The sequence below is a fragment of the Chakrabartyella piscis genome (assembly GCA_030067835.1).
Classification (GTDB): domain Bacteria; phylum Bacillota; class Clostridia; order Lachnospirales; family Anaerotignaceae; genus Chakrabartyella; species Chakrabartyella piscis.
In genome coordinates this window covers 1730091-1746597 of record CP092441.1, presented here as the reverse complement: position 1 = coordinate 1746597, position 16507 = coordinate 1730091, and the positions used below count along the sequence as shown (strand labels likewise).

At 36.2% G+C, this 16507-nt stretch carries 13 protein-coding genes and 1 other annotated feature (1 of these 14 running past the window's edge); of the genes, 8 read left to right on the top strand and 5 right to left on the bottom strand.

The window, feature by feature from the left end; all coding sequences use genetic code 11:
* Positions 1-20 precede the first annotated feature (20 nt).
* Both alr and MJY40_RS07765 read left to right on the top strand, forming a co-directional pair.
* The gene (gene alr / locus MJY40_RS07770) at positions 21-1217 is read left to right on the top strand and encodes an alanine racemase (RefSeq protein ID WP_317853675.1); all 1197 of its coding nucleotides are present in this window, start codon (positions 21-23) and stop codon (positions 1215-1217) included.
* Positions 1218-1421: 204 nt separating this feature from the next.
* Complete coding sequence (locus MJY40_RS07765; protein ID WP_317853674.1) at positions 1422-2711, top strand: homoserine dehydrogenase; 1290 nt, start codon at positions 1422-1424, stop codon at positions 2709-2711.
* A 64-nt stretch (positions 2712-2775) separates the two neighbouring features.
* Here MJY40_RS07765 and MJY40_RS07760 read toward each other — a convergent pair whose 3' ends face one another.
* Positions 2776-3327, bottom strand: a complete 552-nt coding sequence (locus MJY40_RS07760) for a TetR/AcrR family transcriptional regulator (RefSeq protein ID WP_317853673.1) — start codon at positions 3325-3327, stop codon at positions 2776-2778.
* A gap of 139 nt (positions 3328-3466) precedes the next feature.
* On the opposite strand from MJY40_RS07760, the gene MJY40_RS07755 reads away from it, so the two are divergent.
* Complete coding sequence (locus tag MJY40_RS07755) at positions 3467-4807, top strand: MATE family efflux transporter (protein ID WP_317853672.1); 1341 nt, start codon at positions 3467-3469, stop codon at positions 4805-4807.
* A 73-nt stretch (positions 4808-4880) separates the two neighbouring features.
* Here MJY40_RS07755 and MJY40_RS07750 read toward each other — a convergent pair whose 3' ends face one another.
* Both MJY40_RS07750 and MJY40_RS07745 read right to left on the bottom strand, forming a co-directional pair.
* Complete coding sequence (locus MJY40_RS07750; protein ID WP_317853671.1) at positions 4881-5576, bottom strand: response regulator; 696 nt, start codon at positions 5574-5576, stop codon at positions 4881-4883.
* The gene (locus MJY40_RS07745; protein WP_317853670.1) at positions 5573-7165 is read right to left on the bottom strand and encodes an ATP-binding protein; all 1593 of its coding nucleotides are present in this window, start codon (positions 7163-7165) and stop codon (positions 5573-5575) included. Before MJY40_RS07745 ends, MJY40_RS07750 begins: the two co-directional genes overlap by 4 nt.
* Positions 7166-7296: 131 nt before the next feature.
* Between MJY40_RS07745 and MJY40_RS07740 the strand changes: the two genes are divergently transcribed.
* Positions 7297-8553: a diaminopimelate decarboxylase family protein gene (locus MJY40_RS07740; RefSeq protein ID WP_317853669.1), complete on the top strand. Its 1257-nt coding sequence runs from the start codon at positions 7297-7299 to the stop codon at positions 8551-8553.
* Positions 8554-8567: 14 nt separating this feature from the next.
* The gene (locus MJY40_RS07735; protein ID WP_317853668.1) at positions 8568-9842 is read left to right on the top strand and encodes an amidohydrolase family protein; all 1275 of its coding nucleotides are present in this window, start codon (positions 8568-8570) and stop codon (positions 9840-9842) included.
* A 54-nt stretch (positions 9843-9896) separates the two neighbouring features.
* Here the strand turns inward: MJY40_RS07735 and MJY40_RS07730 are convergent, their stop codons facing one another.
* Together MJY40_RS07730 and MJY40_RS07725 are read right to left on the bottom strand one after the other, a co-directional pair.
* A complete protein-coding gene (locus MJY40_RS07730) occupies positions 9897-10904 on the bottom strand; it encodes an ABC transporter substrate-binding protein (RefSeq protein WP_317853667.1) in 1008 nt (335 codons plus the stop codon).
* 120 nt (positions 10905-11024) lie between these two features.
* Entirely contained in the window at positions 11025-11597 is a 573-nt protein-coding gene (locus MJY40_RS07725; RefSeq protein WP_317853666.1) for a DUF1836 domain-containing protein, read from the bottom strand.
* A gap of 155 nt (positions 11598-11752) precedes the next feature.
* Here MJY40_RS07725 and trhA point away from each other — a divergent pair, with 155 nt between their 5' ends.
* The 3 genes from trhA to MJY40_RS07710 all read left to right on the top strand — a co-directional run bounded on the left by trhA (position 11753) and on the right by MJY40_RS07710 (position 16282).
* Positions 11753-12439, top strand: a complete 687-nt coding sequence (gene trhA / locus MJY40_RS07720; RefSeq protein WP_317853665.1) for a PAQR family membrane homeostasis protein TrhA — start codon at positions 11753-11755, stop codon at positions 12437-12439.
* 197 nt (positions 12440-12636) lie between these two features.
* Positions 12637-14373 (top strand): ABC transporter ATP-binding protein, encoded by a 1737-nt coding sequence (locus MJY40_RS07715; protein ID WP_317853664.1) that lies wholly within the window; start codon positions 12637-12639, stop codon positions 14371-14373.
* Entirely contained in the window at positions 14366-16282 is a 1917-nt protein-coding gene (locus MJY40_RS07710; RefSeq protein WP_317853663.1) for an ABC transporter ATP-binding protein, read from the top strand. Before MJY40_RS07715 ends, MJY40_RS07710 begins: the two co-directional genes overlap by 8 nt.
* A 51-nt stretch (positions 16283-16333) precedes the next feature.
* Positions 16334-16507 (top strand) — a binding site (T-box leader) (it continues 34 nt past the right edge of the window).

Sequence of the window (16507 nt, the reverse complement as noted above, 5' to 3'; positions counted from 1 at the left end):
CATGAAAGGAACGAGGAACTATGGAATTTATCAGAAGAACATGGGCAGAAATTGATTTGGATGTATTGGATCAAAACTTGAAAAGCATTTGTAGCAAAGTTGGCGACAAAAAGTTGATGGGTATTGTAAAAGCAGACGCTTATGGACATGGTGATCTTGCAGTGGCTAAGGCTATGCTTGCAAATGGTTATACATGTTTTGGTGTTTCCAATATCGAAGAGGCAATTGCTTTGCGTAATGGTGGCATTGCAGAACCAATTTTAATTTTGGGATATACTCCAATTGCAGCAACAAAATATTTGGCACAATTCAATTTGACACAAGCAGTTGTAAACGCAGAATTTGCAGAAGCTTTGCAAGAAGAAGCAGTAAAACTTGGGGTTACTGTTGATGTACATATCAAATTGGATACAGGTATGACTCGTGTTGGGTTCCAAACAGATGATGAAAACTTTGCAGATTCCAAAGAAAGTTTGCTTGCAATGAGCAAAATGAAAAACCTTCATATTACAGGTATTTTCACTCACTTTGCAGTTGCAGATGCATATAGCGATACACACAAAGAATTTACAACAATGCAATATGATCGCATCATAAAAATGATTGCAGAATTGGAAGCAGAAGGTGTCAACTTGGGTGTGCATCACTGTGCAAATAGTGCAACCATCATTGCTTATGGCGATCGTCATTTGGATATGTGTCGTAGTGGTATCATTTCCTATGGTATGTTGCCATCTGGTGAATGTGCAGGTATGATTGATATTGCACCAATTATGACATGGAAAAGTACCATTGCTATGGTGAAAACTGCAAAAGCTGGTTCTGAAATTTCCTATGGTAGAACATACAAAGCAGAAACAGATCGTATCATTGCAACAATTCCAATTGGTTATGCAGATGGATATTCCAGAGCACTTTCTGGTGGCAAAGGTAAAATGGTTGTAAATGGTGTCTTGGTTCCTGTTGTTGGTCGTGTTTGTATGGATCAATTGATGTTGGATGTAACAGATGTACCCAATGTTAAAATGGGTGACGAAGTTATCGTTATGGGCACACAAGGTGAAGTTGGATTCACTGCTGATGATATGGCAGCAATGTTGGGGACCATCAACTATGAAATCACTTGTGATGTGGCAAAACGTGTACCTCGTATTTACATGAAAGATGGAATTGCAGTGGATATGAGCAATATGATTATTGGAAAACAATTGGTTTAATTTCATACTATTAAAATTAGGACTCTCTTTTTCAAAACACCGAAAAAGGGAGTTTTTTTGCGTAAAAAATGTATTTGTTTTTCTGTGATGGAAAAATGTTTTTTCAAAAAGGACAATTAGTGCTTGACAATTGTTAGACATATGCGTAAAATCTAAAGGTAGGTAGTTAGAAATTGTTTTTATTTTATTTGGAGGTTAAAGAATATGACACAAGATATGTATAAAATTGCGCTTCTAGGCCTAGGTACAGTTGGCGGTGGCGTGTACGATATATTGGAAAAACAAAAAGATGAAATGGCACACAAAGTAGGTAGAAATTTGGAAATTTCTAAAATTTTGGTGCGTAACAAAGCAAAATATGCAGACAAAGCAGATGTGAGCAAATTTGTCAGCAACTGGGAAGATATTGTAAATGATGAAAGCATTTCCATTGTTGTAGAAGTTATGGGTGGTATCGAACCAGCTAGAACATATATTGAAGAAGCACTCAAAGCTGGCAAACATGTTGTTACAGCAAACAAAGACTTGATGGCAACAGAAGGTCATCACCTTTTGGAAGTTGCAAAAGAAAATCATTGCGATTTGCTCTTTGAAGCAGCAGTTGCAGGAGGTATTCCAATCATTCGACCAATGAAACAATGTTTGCTTGGTAACGAAATCACAGAAGTTATGGGTATCATCAATGGTACAACCAACTTTATTTTGACGAAAATGTCTGAAGATGGTATGGAATTTGTAGATGCATTGCAATTGGCAACAGATTTGGGTTATGCAGAAGCAGATCCTACTGCTGATATCGAAGGATATGATGCTGGTCGTAAATTGGCAATCATGGCTTCCATTGCATTCCACACACCTGTTAATTTTTCTCATGTTTATACAGAAGGTATTTCCAAAATCAGTGCAAAAGATATTTTATATGCACATGAATTGGGTTCTGAAATTAAACTTTTGGGGATTGCAAAAAATACAGAAACTGGTATTGAAGTGAAAGTGCATCCAACCATAATCCCAGCAAAACATCCATTGGCTTCTGTAAAAGATGCCTTCAATGCAGTATTTGTTCATGGTGATGCTGTGGATGATGCTATGTTCTATGGTAGAGGTGCTGGTGCTTTGCCTACTGGCAGTGCAGTTGTAGGTGATGTTTTGGATATTGCTAGGGATATGCAATACAATTGTGCAGGTAGAATTGGTTGTGGATGCTACAAAGAGTTGCCAATCAAAGAATTGGGGGACACAGAAAGTAGTTTCTATATTCGTATGAGATTGGAAGATAGAGCTGGTACATTGGCAGCTTTGGCAGGTGTATTTGGTCAATATGGTGTTAGTATTTCCATGTTGTTGCAAAAAGATAAAAACAACGAATCAGCAGAAATTGTTATCGTTACATACGATGTATTGGAAAAACAATTTGAAGAAGCAATGAAAGAAATCACCACAATGGATATGGTGAAGGAAATTTGTTCTGTAATTCGTGTACATCACGCATAATCAATAGACATAAAAGTAGAGAAGGTGAATAGCTCATCTTCTCTTTTTGTATTGTAAAATATAATCAATGGATGGGATGTTCAGACAACAACGATTTGTTGCAGTATAAAAAATCCAAAACAGTGGCTTCATCATATTGTTGGTTGTTGCTTTTGAAAGACCATTTAATGGCTTCGATAAAGCTGTTTACCACATGATTCACCAAAAAATCAAAAGATGGTGTGGATGCATTATCAGAATAGACGATATAGTTCTTGAAAATTTCTTTCAAATAGTCAAATAAATAGGTGTAGAATATATCATTATTACCTTTGAGCAGTCGTAAAAAATACTTTGTGTCTTGTAAATATATGTGACGTAAAAAGTGTGATAGAATTTCTGATAATACAAGATGAGATTCCAATGAATGATTCTCCATCAAATGAGAAAAAAAGTCATCACACAATTGGCCAATGAGCAATTCTTTGGCTTCAAAATGTAGATAAAAGGTGCTTTTTCCAACATCAGCAAGATTGGCAATTTCAGAAACAGATATTTTTTCAAAATCCTTTTCATTGAGCAACTGGTAAAATGCTTGCATAATGGCTTTTCTTGTTTTGATTTGTCTTCTGTCCATAACGCCTCCTAATGGATAAATTTTCAAAAGTGTCCAATATTGTATATCAGTACAATAATGCCTATCGTGTTCATTAATAGAATCTAGTATACTTATTATAAGATAAAAAACAAAATTTTACAATAAGGATGATACGCATATGAATCGACAATATTACAAACAAATATGGATTTTGACACTTCCAATTTTAATTGAAAATATATTGCAAACGTTGCTCAGCACAGTGGATCGCTACTTTGCAGGTTCCATAGGAGATAGTGCAATTGCTGCCATTGGTGTTACAGAAATTGTGATGAACATATACATTGCATTTTTCATTGCATTGAATGTGGGTACCTCTGCAATATTGAGTAGAAGCATTGGCAAACAAGATGAGCACCATGCAAATGAAGTAGCCAGACAAGCAATTATACTCAGTTCTTTTGTAGGTTTATTGGTGGGTGTCATGAGTCTGATTTTGGCAAAACCATTGTTGCAATTGACGGGTGCAACAGAAGATATTATGGTATATGCATTGCCATATTTTTATGCTGTAGCAGTACCATCTGTATTTTTGAGTTTATCACTAACCTTATCTGCATGTTTGCGTTCAGCAAAGGATACGAAAACACCAATGATTTTGTCTTCAGCATCCAATGTGTTGAATGTGGTGTTGAATATTCTGTTCATGTCTATGGGTATGGGTATTTTTGGTCTTGGATTGGCAACCACCATTGCAAGAGTTGCATTGACCATTGCATTTTTTATTGTGTTGTTACACAAAAAACATGGAATTCACTTGCATTTGCAAAGAGTGCATTTGAATCGTAAAATATTACATGGCATTGCAAGCATTGGTATACCAGCAGGCGTAGAAAAATTGGTGATGCGAGTAGGACAGTTGGTTTATACAGGTATGATTATTTCTCTTGGTACCAATGCATATGTTTCCCATAGCATAGCAGGTACACTGGAAAGTTGCACCTATATTTCCACCATGTCATTTGCATCAGCGGTGGCAGTTTTGATGGGTATTAGCTTAGGTGAAAATAGAAAAGATAAAGCTGATATTTATGTTTGGTTGTCCAATAAGTTCAATTTGGTGCTGATGGTGATTTTTGCAGTGTCATTTATGATTTTTGCAGAACCATTGGCTGGATTGTTTACCGATACACCAGAAGTTATTGCAAGTGTAAAGCAATTGATTGTGGTAATGGCATTTACAACACCTTTTGTTTCAACGGTTTATATTGTAACAGGCGCATTACAAGGAGCAGGTGACACCAAATTTCCACTATACACAACCTTTGTTGGCATCTGGGTGATACGTATTGGTTTTGGGTATCTATTTGGGACTGTTTTTGACTTGGGTATTTTGGGTGTATGGTTTGCAATTAGTTTGGATATTATTTTGAGGGCAATTGTATTGGTGATTCGATACAAAAGAGGTCACTGGTTGAAAGAATTGGATGTATATGAAGCGGTAGAAGAAAGTGCATAAATCAAATAGATGGCATATAAAAAGCGGTAACCAATACGATAACGGTTGCCGCTTTTGTGTATGAAATCTAGAATCAATCCATGGCAATACGATAGCCAACACCAACTTCAGTAAAAACATATTCTGGTTCAGCAGGATTTTGTTCCAATTTTCTACGGATATTTGCCATATTGACACGCAAAATTTGATTGTCTTTGGTGGCATAGGGTCCCCAAATTTCTGTAATCAGGTGATCATATGTCAAAACTTTTCCTTGTGCTTTTGCCAAAATGGAAACCAACTTAAACTCAATTTGTGTCAGATGGATTTCTTCATGTTTCAAAAGAATCAAATGCTTTTCAAAATCAATGGTAAGATCTTTGGTTTGGAACAATTGATTGCTTTGTGGATGTATATGGGTATGATTATGTCGAAGAGCAGTACGTATACGTGCCAAAAATTCAGATGTACCAAAAGGTTTTACAATATAATCATCAGCACCCAAATCCAAAGCCAAAACCTTATCTTTTTCTGCACTTCTAGCAGATACTACAATCAGTGGTAGATTTGACCATCTACGTAAATCTCTTAAAATTTCAGTACCTTCCATATCAGGCAACCCAAGATCCAAAATAACCAAATCGGGGCAATGTGAAGACATCATAATCAAAGCTTCTTTGCCTGTTGTGGCAGCAATGGACTGATAGCCATTTGATTTCAATGTAGTTTCCATAAATTTACGTATCATAGCTTCATCTTCAATAATTAAAATTTTTTCTTTGTGACTCATTTGATATCTCCTTTCAATGGCAATGCAAAGGTGAATTTTGCACCACCTGAAGAGTTGTTTTCTGCAAATATTGTTCCATTGTGTGCTTGGATAATGGTTTTACAAATGGACAAACCAATGCCCAAACCACGACTAGAATCGTTGTAAGCATTGAGTTTTCCACTGAAAATATCATCAATTTGATGGAGTGGAAGTCCTTTTCCTTGGTCTGAAATGGAAAATAAAACAGTTGTTTCTTTTTGTCTGACAGTAAGAGAAATTGGTTTTGTGCTACCAGAATGTCTAATTGCATTTTCCAATAAATTGATGAGAACTTGCTCAATCAGCGTTGCATCCATAGGAATCAACAAAACTTCTCTTGGAACAGAAACCTGTATAGGTGCATTTGGAAAACGCTTCTTGATGCGTAAAACGGCTTCTCCAACCACTTCTTCTACAATTTCTTGACTTTTTTGTACCTGAGCACCATCTTTGTTGATTCTGGTGACAGCCAAAAGATTTTCTACCATTTGGATGAGCCACTCAGCATCTTTTGTAATGGATTGCAACAAATCATCCTGTTCCAATTTTGTCAGTTCTGAATTTGTGTTTTGTAATATATTGGTTGCACCAAGAATGCAAGTCAGTGGTGTGCGTATATCATGCGAAACAGCACGCAAAAGATTACTACGCATTTTTTCACGTTCTTTCTCCAATAAAATTTGATTGGTTTTATCCTCCAAAAGTTGACGCTCCAAAGCCAAAATAATTTGGGTTACCATGACAGATATAAAAGGGATAGTATCTTTCAAAATAGTATCGGGATCTTCGATGATGAGTCCCAAAACACCATATTTTTTTTCGTCAGTGGCAATGGGCAAATAGGAACCTTTGCAATTTTGTGTTTCGTGATTGCTTACAATACCCGTAACAACATTTTCGTCATATGCTTTTTGTGCCACTTGTTTTTCTAATAGACTGTTGAAAATCAAATCATCTTTTTGGTGCAACAACAGTTGTTTTTGAATGGTTGGATTATTTGGAGACTGGTAGTAAATAATGGAACTACAATTATAGGTATCATGTAGAGTACGCAGTGAAATATCTAATATAGTATCAATTTCATGTGCAGTCAACAATTCAGCACTCATTTCAGCCAACATTTTTGCACGTCTTTCTTTGTACATAGCTAGAATTGCAGATTTCTTAACACGACCTGTCAAACCACTGGTCAAACAAGACATCAAAAGCAAAATGGCAAAAGTAACAGGATAACCAGCCATTGAAAAATCCAGGTTGTAGTATGGTGCAGTGAAGAAAAAGTTTACACCAATTACACCACCAACAGAGGAGATGATGCTCCACAAATAGCCATTGGTCAAAAAAGCAGTGATTGCAACTGCAAGCATATATACACCATAAATATTGTCACTAATCACATTTACTTTCACAAAAATAAGGGCTATAATCGTTGCAATGGCATAAATACCAATGGTTTTGGACAAATCATAACCAATGATTTTAGAATCTAGTTTTAACTTGACATGTTTCAGTTGAGAAAGATATTCCTTCATAATACACCTCTTAATGGTTCCATCGTTTTCTTTCATATAGTATACCTCGAAATCCAATGAAATGCAAAAAAACGTGAAGAAAATCATGAAAAGACCATTCCATCATTGCAAAGCGTAGATATGTTTGATATAATGAAAGACAAAATTCGATAAAAAGGGGTATTCAAATGAAAAAACCATTTATAACATTGGAACAAGCGAAACAAATTATTGCAGAACATCCAACACCTTTTCATATTTATGATGAAAAAGGTATGCGTGAAAATGCTAGACTTGTCAACAAAGCCTTTGCTTGGAACAAAGGATTTAAGGAATATTTTGCAGTAAAAGCAACACCAACACCAGGTATTTTGCAAGTGCTCAAAGAAGAAGGTTGTGGGGCAGATTGTTCTTCCTTTACTGAGTTGATGATTGCAGAAATGGTGGATTTCAAAGGACATGATATTATGTTTTCTTCCAATATGACACCAGCAGAAGACTTTGTGAAAGCGGCAGAAATGGGCGCCATCATCAATTTTGATGACTTTACACACATTGAATTCTTCAGCAAATTGGTAGAAATTCCAGAAACCGTTTGTTGTAGATACAATCCAGGTGGTATGTTCCAAGTGGCAAATGACATTATGGACAACCCTGGTGATTCTAAATATGGTATGACTAAGGAACAAATGAAAGAAGGTTTCCGTATCTTAAAAGAAAAAGGTGCAAAACACTTTGGGATTCATTCTTTCTTGGCGAGTAGTACAAGAACCAATACATATTATCCAATGCTTGCAAAAATTTTGTTTGAATTGGCAGTGGAATTGAAAGAAGAATTGGATATTCACATTGCATTCATCAATTTGTCTGGTGGTGTTGGCATTCCGTATCATCCAGAAGAAGAAGCATGTGACATTATGGAAATTGGTGCTGGTGTACAAAAGGTATATGAAGAAATCTTTGCACCTAAAGGTATGGAAGATGTGGCAATCTACACAGAAATGGGTCGCTATATGATGGCACCATATGGTAGTTTGATTGCAACTGCAATTCATGAAAAACATATTTACAAAGAATATATTGGTTTGGATGCATGTGCTGCCAATTTGATGCGACCAGCAATGTACCAAGCATATCACCATGTGACTGTTTTGGGCAAAGAAGAAGCTGTTTGTGACCATACATATGATGTGGCAGGTGGTCTTTGTGAAAATAACGATAAATTTGCAATAGATCGTCAATTGCCTAAAATTGATATGGGTGACATTGTGTATATCCATGATACAGGTGCTCATGGACATGCTATGGGGTACAACTATAATGGGAAATTGCGTTCAGCAGAATTGTTGCTCCAAGAAGATGGTGGCATTACCGTTATGCGTAGAGCAGAAACACCAGAAGATTACTTGGCAACATTGGATTGTACGCCATTTTATAAAAAATAAGAAACTTGAGGTAAATGGAAATGGAAAATTATATTTTAAAAGGCAATATCTATTATAGTGTGACTCCTACAGAGATGGAAATGTTGGAAAATCAATATTTGATTTGCAAAGATGGAAAAAGTGCAGGTGTTTTCAAAAGCATCCCAAAGGAATATGAAGGCTTTGTATTGTATGATTATTCCAATCACACCATAATTCCAGGTCTAATCGATTTACATGTCCATGCACCTCAATATGGTTTTAGAAGCACTGGTATGGATATGGAGTTGTTGGATTGGCTTCTTGCCAATGCTTTCAAAGAAGAAGGTAAGTTCAAGGATTTAGAGTATGCAAAAAAAGCTTATGGTTATTATGTAGGCGATTTGGTGAAAAGTGCCACCACAAGAGCTTGTATCTTTGCTTCCAGACATACCGATGCAACCATCTTGTTTATGGAAGAATTGGAAAAAACAGGTCTCATTACCTATGTTGGTAAAGTGAATATGGATCGCAATGCTCCTGATTATTTGGTGGAAGAAAGTGCAGAAGAATCCATTTCTGAAACCATTCGTTGGATTGAAAGCGTAAAATACCTCCAAAATACAAAACCTATGATTACACCAAGATTCATACCATCTTGTACAGATGAATTGATGTATGCTTTGGGTGACATCCAAAAGAAATATAATTTGACAGCACAATCCCATTTGTCTGAAAACTTTGGTGAAATTGAATGGGTGAAGGAACTTTGTCCAAATTCCAAATTTTATGGGGATGCTTATAATGAATTTGGTTTGTTTGGTACCAATGGTAAAACCATTATGGCACATTGTGTGCATTCTAGCGATGAAGAATTGGAAATGATGAAAGAAAATGGTGTGTTCATTGCACATTGTCCAGAATCCAATATCAATGTTTCTTCTGGCATTGCACCAGCAAGAAAATATATGGAAAAAGGAATGGAAATGGGTCTTGGAAGTGATGTTTCTGGTGGGACAGACATTTCTATGTTCAAAGCAATGGTACATGCAATCCAAGTGTCCAAATTGCGTTGGAGATTGATAGACGATACAGAAAAAGCATTGACCACGGAAGAAGTGTTTTACTTGGCAACCATTGGTGGTGGTAAATTCTTTGGTGATGTAGGTAGTTTTGCAGAAGGTTATGAATTTGATGCAGTTGTCATTGATGATGAGCAAATTCCACATCCACAAGAATTGACATTGATGCAACGTTTGGAGAGAATCCTATATCTTTCTGATGATAGACATATTGTAGATAAGTTTGTTGCTGGTCAACGAATTCAATAAAGAAAAGCAGTATTCACTAGAATAACCTAGAGAGTACTGCTTTTTTGATGCCAATTATTCCATTACTGTTTCAGCAAATTCATTGGTGACCATATCGGCAAATGGTACACGTTTGGACAATTCACCACCAGCTTCCATAATATCTTGAATCAAAGTGAAACCATCTTCATCGAAAATAGGGTTGGTTTTCCAAGTATCTTGATCTTTGTATCTGGCAATGACTGTGGTTAAGGTTTCCAAATCATTTTCTGGGAACTGTGGTGCAATGACTTCTGCAATTTCAGCAGCAGTGTGTTCAGCAACCCAAAGCTGACCTTTGTAAATAGCAGCAGTAAAGGCTTCCAAGACTTCAGGTTGTTTGGAAATCATTTCATCTGTTGCCATATAAACGGTATAAGGTAAGAAACCAGATGCTTCTCCAAGGGATGCTACAATATAACCAATACCATTGTTTTCTAGTGTAGTGGCAGTTGGGTCAAATTCAGCAGTATAATCACCAACTTCACCTGTAAATGCGCCTGCTGTGGATGCAAAATCAATGTTGTTGATCATTTCCAAATCCACACCAACTTCCAATCCATTTTGAGCCAAAACATATTCCAAAACCAATTGTGGCATACCACCAGCTCTACCGCCAATGATTTCACTTCCAATCAAATCAGACCAATCAAAATCAGGATTTTCTTCTCTACCAACCAAGAAATTACCAGCTCTTTGTGTCAATTGCAAAAATGCTTTTGGATAATTCTCCATACCTTCATTGTATACGTAGATACCAGCTTCTGTACCCAAAAGTGCAATATCAGCAGCATCGGAAATGAGTGCAGTCATAGAAACATCAGCACCATTGCCAATTTCTACAGTCACATCAAGACCTTCTTCGGCAAAGAATCCAAGTTCAGTTGCAACATATTGTGGTGCATAAAAAGCAGAATGCACCACTTCGTTCAAACGTACAGGAATCAAAGAATCCTCTGTAGTTGTTGTGGCTGTAGTGGTGCCACATGCAGTAGAAATGAAAACAAGAGAAGTTACCAAAACAAAAGAAATCAATTTTTTCATATGAACCCTCCAAGGTGTTTTATTCATACCATATGAAAAAGAAATGGTTTTGCAAATTGTCCAGATAAATTCTACAAAAAAACCACCCAAATTGAAAAATTCAATAGGAGTGGTTATAAATCAGAAATAGAAATCCAATGCTCTTTCAGCCAACTGTTTTTCAATATTGGCACGAATGGTAAGCAATAATACCATAAGGATTTTTTTAAGGTCGTTGTCCTCAAAGGAGTCAATAACTTCTTTTAAGCTTGTTTTTTGTAACTCTGTAGAAGAAATAAATGTTTTTTGTGTTACTTTTTGCAAATGAATGAAACCGGTATAAAGCTCTAAAACAGCGGAAGATATTTCTTCTTGTGATTTGAATTCCAGTATAGGGCGGAATAAAATACCAATATCACGAATGGATAAAATGGACTTCAAATGATAAATCATAATCAAAAGCATAATATGTGTTTTGGAATATTTCTTTTTGATTGGAGCAGGAAAGATCTTTGCTTTTGTGTAGTTATTGATCATGGTTTTAGTCAAAATTTTATCAGAATCAAATCGTTTGTAAACCGATAAGGCTTTGTCCATAAAAGTGGTTACTTGATCCATATATAAATCAATATTTGGAATTTGGTGGATTTCAATAATCCCATTTCTGTGGATTTGTTTTGTAAAATCCTTCATGATATCATCTAAATTTGTCATAATACACGCTCCTTTTCTAATTCTTAATTATAGTATATACCAATTTCAAATTTCTTGCAATAGTTTTCAAAACGCACTTGCAGAAATGATAAACATGTGCTATGATAACAATATAACAACATGTAGTATTAAAAACTAGATATGGAGTTGATGACATGGAACACATTCAATATAGAAATCAAACAACATTTATGGAACGTATGGAACGAAATGTAAAAGATCCAATGAGTGCTTTGACGCATTTGATTGGTTTTTTGGCAGTAACACCCTTGGGCTTGGTTTTGATTGATAGGGCTGTAACAAAAGGCGATACCTTGGAAGCAGTGGCATTGTTGGTGTTTACCATTTCCATCATGCTATCCTATGCATCTAGCACCATTTATCACACCTTGCAAGTATCCAAAGAAAAAGAATTGAAACTGAGAAAAATTGATCATATGATGATTTTTGTTTTGATTTCTGGAACCTATACACCCATTTGCTTGGGACCTATAGGTGGATGGACTGGTTTGTCTATGGTAATCACAGTTTGGTCTATGACCATTGCAGGTGTTTTCGTCAAATTGTTTTGGATGAATGCTCCTAGATGGTTCTCCACAAGCTTGTATGTAGTGATGGGTTGGTTGTCAGCAACTTTATTGGCACCTTTGTATCATGCAACAGGTATTGGTGGTGTAGTATGTTTGATTGGCGGTGGTATCGCATATACCATTGGTGCAGTCATCTATGCTTTGAAAAAACCAGCAATCGCTTCTAAATATTTTGGATTCCATGAAATCTTCCACTTATTTGTAATGCTTGGGAGTGCATTCCACATTGCATTTATGTTTTTATATGTATAAGGTATCATTGGTGTAGGCAGAGATGTCTACACTTTTTTTAGATTATTTTTCCATTAGTTATAACTGCATTGGTTGACAAAATAAATGGTAGTGATAAAATAGATTGTGATGTAATTTTGAAATACTGACATGAATTGGAATGTGTTGTGTATGTTAGAATATATAAAAATACCAAATTTGGTAGGAAGAAGGGAACTATGAAGGTTATTTTAGAATATTTAAAACCATATCGCTTATTTGTGGTATTGGCGCCAATGTTCATGGTGTTGGAAGCGGGTATAGAATTGCTGTTACCCAAAATTATGACAAAGATGATAGAATATGGTGTGGGAAATGGAGACATTGGATATGTTGCCAAAATGGGAACCACTATGGTTCTTTTATCTTTGGTTGGTATTATGGGTGGTGTTCTTTGTTTGGCGTGTGCAGCAAAGGTTAGTCAAACAGTAGGACGTGATTTGCGTAAAGATTTGTTTACCAAAATACAAAGCTTCTCTTTTCGTAATATTGATACGTTCCAAACACCTTCTTTGATTACAAGATTGACCAATGACATTACACAAATTCAAATGGTCATATTAATGTCATTGCGTATGTTGATTCGTGCTCCAATTCTTTGTTTTGGTAGTATCATTATGGCATTTACCATTGATGCAAAAATGGCAATCATATTTGTAGTTGCTTTTGCATTGCTTATGTTGGTGACAGCAGTGATTATGAAACAAGCGGCACCTAGATTTATGCGTGTACAAAATAAATTGGATGCTGTCAACACAGTTATGCGTGAATGCTTGGCTGGAATTCGTGTGGTCAAAGCCTTTATGCGCAATGAGTATGAAATTGAAAAGTTTTCAAATGCCAATGATGAATACAAAGAAGCCAGTATCGGTGCGTTTCGTTTGGTATTGATGATTATGCCATTGATGATGATTATTTTGAATGGTTCTTTGGTTGTCATCTTATGGGTTGGTGGATATGCTGTGGATGCAGGAACCTTGCAAGTGCAAAGTATCATTGCGTTCAACACATATTTGATTCAAATGCTTATGGCTGTTATGATGCTTGCGATGGTATTTTTGTCTATGTCACGTGCAAAAGTTTCCTTTGAACGTGTGTTGGAAATCTTTGCAGAAGAAGTGGATATCCAAAATCCTAAAAATCCAGTTACAGCAGAAGGTTCAGATGGTAGTATTGTATTTGAAAATGTCAGCTTTTCCTATGGAGAAAATTCTGAAAATTCAATATTGGAAAACATATCTTTTACCATCAAAGGTGGCGAAACCATTGGTATCTTAGGAGAAACAGGGTCTGGTAAATCCACTTTGGTCAACTTAATTCCAAGACTATACGATGTTACAGCAGGTAGAATTTTGGTGGATGGCATTGATGTAAAGAATCAGACACTGGAAGAATTAAGAAAAAAAGTTTCTGTTGTGCTGCAAGAAACCATATTGTTCTCAGGTAGCATTAGAAGCAATATCAAATGGGGTAACCCAGACGCTACTGATGAAGAAATGTATGAAGCGGCAAAAGCAGCAAAAGCACATGAGTTTATTATGGGATTCCCAGAAGGATATGATACCCATTTGGGACAACGTGGTGTCAATGTATCTGGTGGTCAAAAACAAAGGATTTCCATTGCAAGAGCATTGTTGCAAAAGCCAGAAATCATTATCTTTGATGATAGCACAAGTGCAGTAGATGCAATCACAGAAAAGAACATACGTGATTCTTTGCAAACTGCTCATAAAAATACTACAAAAATCATCATTGCACAGAGAATTGCTTCTGTGAAGGATGCAGATCAAATCATTGTATTGAAAGATGGTAAAATCAATGCAATTGGTTGCCATAATGTACTTATGTCAACTAGTGAAGAATATCAAGCCATATTTGATTCACAAACAAAGAAAGGAGTGATATTCCATGAGTGATCCTAGAGAAAATAGACCACCTCATGTAGGTGGTAGACCAGATGAGAAAAAAGAACACAATCAAATGCCAATGGGTGGCAGACCAGGTGGTGGACCTCCAGGTGGACGTCCAGGAATGCCAATAGAAAAGCCAAAGGATGCAAAGAAAACCTTCCATCGTCTGATTTCTTACATGAAACCCTTTTGGTTCCAACTTGTGATTGCAATTCTATCCATTATTATTATTACAGCAGGCAATTTGGTTGCAATAAAAATGATTGGCGATACATTGGATACACACATTGCAAACTTTGATCCAGCAGGACTTTTGAGAGCTTGTTTGATTATGCTTGCAATTTATGGAATGAACTCTTTCTTGACATGGTTGCAATCCTATCTTATGTTGTGGGTTGGTCAAGAAGTTGTTGCCAAAATTCGTGGTGAATTGGCAGATAAATTCCAAAAACTACCATTGAAATATTTTGATCAAAACTCTGCTGGGGATTTGATGAGTCGTGTCACCAATGATGTGGATAGCATTTCCACTAGCTTGAATACAAGTATTTCACAAGTGTTCCAAAGTGCAATTTCTGTCATTTCTACTTTGGCATTTATGTTGTATTTGAGCATTCCATTGACCATTGCTTCAGTGGTTTGTATTCCATTGATGTTTTTCTTAACTAGATTTATTGCTGGTAAATCCAGAAAATTCTACAAAGAAAAGCAAGATAAATTGGGTAGGCTCAATGGACATATTGAGGAATATATTTCAGGTCAAAAAGTGGTTAAGGTGTTCTGTAAAGAGGATGATGTGAAGAAAGAATTTGCAGTACTCAACGATGATTTGTTGGGTGTTGGCATCAAAGCAGAAATCTTCTCTGGTGTCATTGGACCTATTATGGGAACTATTAACAATATCACCTATGCAATTATTGTGGTGACAGGCGGTTTGATGATGATATATGGATTTCCTATGACTTTGGGTACCATTTCCAACTTTATCATTTACGCAAAACAAATTACAAGACCGATCAATGAATTGGCGAATCAAATCAATTCTATGATGTCAGCTTTTGCAGGTGCAGAACGTGTATTTGAAGTGTTGGATGTGGAGGATGAACCAGAAGATGTGAAAGATGCTGTGATACTAAAAGACATTCGTGGTGATGTGGTTTTGGAAGGTGTCAACTTTGCATATGAACCAGGTAGACCAATTCTGAAAAACATCAATCTATATGCAAATGCAGGTCAAACAATTGCTTTGGTTGGACCTACAGGTGCAGGTAAAACCACAATCATCAATCTTTTGACACGTTTCTATGATATCGAATCGGGTAAAATTACAATTGATGGTGTGGATTTATATGACTTGCAAAAAGCAAATTTGCGTTCTCATATTGGCATTGTTTTACAAGACACCTATTTGTTTACCAGTACCATCAAAGAAAATATTCGTTATGGTAGATTGGATGCAACAGATGCAGAAATCAAAGAAGCAGCAAAATTGGCAAATGCCCATGAATTTATCAAACATATACCTAAGGGTTATGATTCTGTTTTGGCAGATGGTGGCAGCAATTTGAGTCATGGTCAACGTCAAATGATTGCCATTGCAAGGGCTATTTTGGCAAATCCATCTATTTTGATTTTGGATGAAGCAACTAGTAGTGTAGATACCCAAACAGAAGCAAAAATCCAAGGTGCAATGAACAATTTGATGAAGGGTAGAACCAATTTTGTCATTGCTCATAGATTGAGTACCATCAAAGATGCAGACCTGATTGCGGTTATCAATGGTGGCGAAATCATTGAACGTGGTACACATAATACTTTGATGGAAAAGCAAGGTTTCTACTATAATCTGTATAGTAGCCAGTTTGATGAAGATGGACACTCCAATATGAAAAAAATCCAAGGTGAAAGTGAATAAAACCCTTGATTTTTTGTATAAGATGTGTTATAACTAGATAGAAATAAATAGAAATAGACTTTGATAAGGACTAGTACAAGAGGTTGTTTTTGCAGAGAGTAGGCGTTTGGTGCAAGCCTATAAAACGAATTTTGGAACTCACCTTTGAGTTTTGTGCTGAACCAATAGTAGGCATCAACGGTTGACCATCGTTAAATGGTTTTGAGTGTGTTGGAAACAACAAAC

Bases quoted from the DNA above. Each gene is read 5' to 3' on its own strand.
- alr (WP_317853675.1), top strand. From the start codon at position 21: ATGGAATTTATCAGAAGAACATGGGCAGAAATTGATTTGGATGTATTG.
- MJY40_RS07765 (WP_317853674.1), top strand. From the start codon at position 1,422: ATGACACAAGATATGTATAAAATTGCGCTTCTAGGCCTAGGTACAGTT.
- MJY40_RS07760 (WP_317853673.1), bottom strand. From the start codon at position 3,327: ATGGACAGAAGACAAATCAAAACAAGAAAAGCCATTATGCAAGCATTT.
- MJY40_RS07755 (WP_317853672.1), top strand. From the start codon at position 3,467: ATGAATCGACAATATTACAAACAAATATGGATTTTGACACTTCCAATT.
- MJY40_RS07750 (WP_317853671.1), bottom strand. From the start codon at position 5,576: ATGAGTCACAAAGAAAAAATTTTAATTATTGAAGATGAAGCTATGATA.
- MJY40_RS07745 (WP_317853670.1), bottom strand. From the start codon at position 7,165: ATGAAAGAAAACGATGGAACCATTAAGAGGTGTATTATGAAGGAATAT.
- MJY40_RS07740 (WP_317853669.1), top strand. From the start codon at position 7,297: ATGAAAAAACCATTTATAACATTGGAACAAGCGAAACAAATTATTGCA.
- MJY40_RS07735 (WP_317853668.1), top strand. From the start codon at position 8,568: ATGGAAATGGAAAATTATATTTTAAAAGGCAATATCTATTATAGTGTG.
- MJY40_RS07730 (WP_317853667.1), bottom strand. From the start codon at position 10,904: ATGAAAAAATTGATTTCTTTTGTTTTGGTAACTTCTCTTGTTTTCATT.
- MJY40_RS07725 (WP_317853666.1), bottom strand. From the start codon at position 11,597: ATGACAAATTTAGATGATATCATGAAGGATTTTACAAAACAAATCCAC.
- trhA (WP_317853665.1), top strand. From the start codon at position 11,753: ATGGAACACATTCAATATAGAAATCAAACAACATTTATGGAACGTATG.
- MJY40_RS07715 (WP_317853664.1), top strand. From the start codon at position 12,637: ATGAAGGTTATTTTAGAATATTTAAAACCATATCGCTTATTTGTGGTA.
- MJY40_RS07710 (WP_317853663.1), top strand. From the start codon at position 14,366: ATGAGTGATCCTAGAGAAAATAGACCACCTCATGTAGGTGGTAGACCA.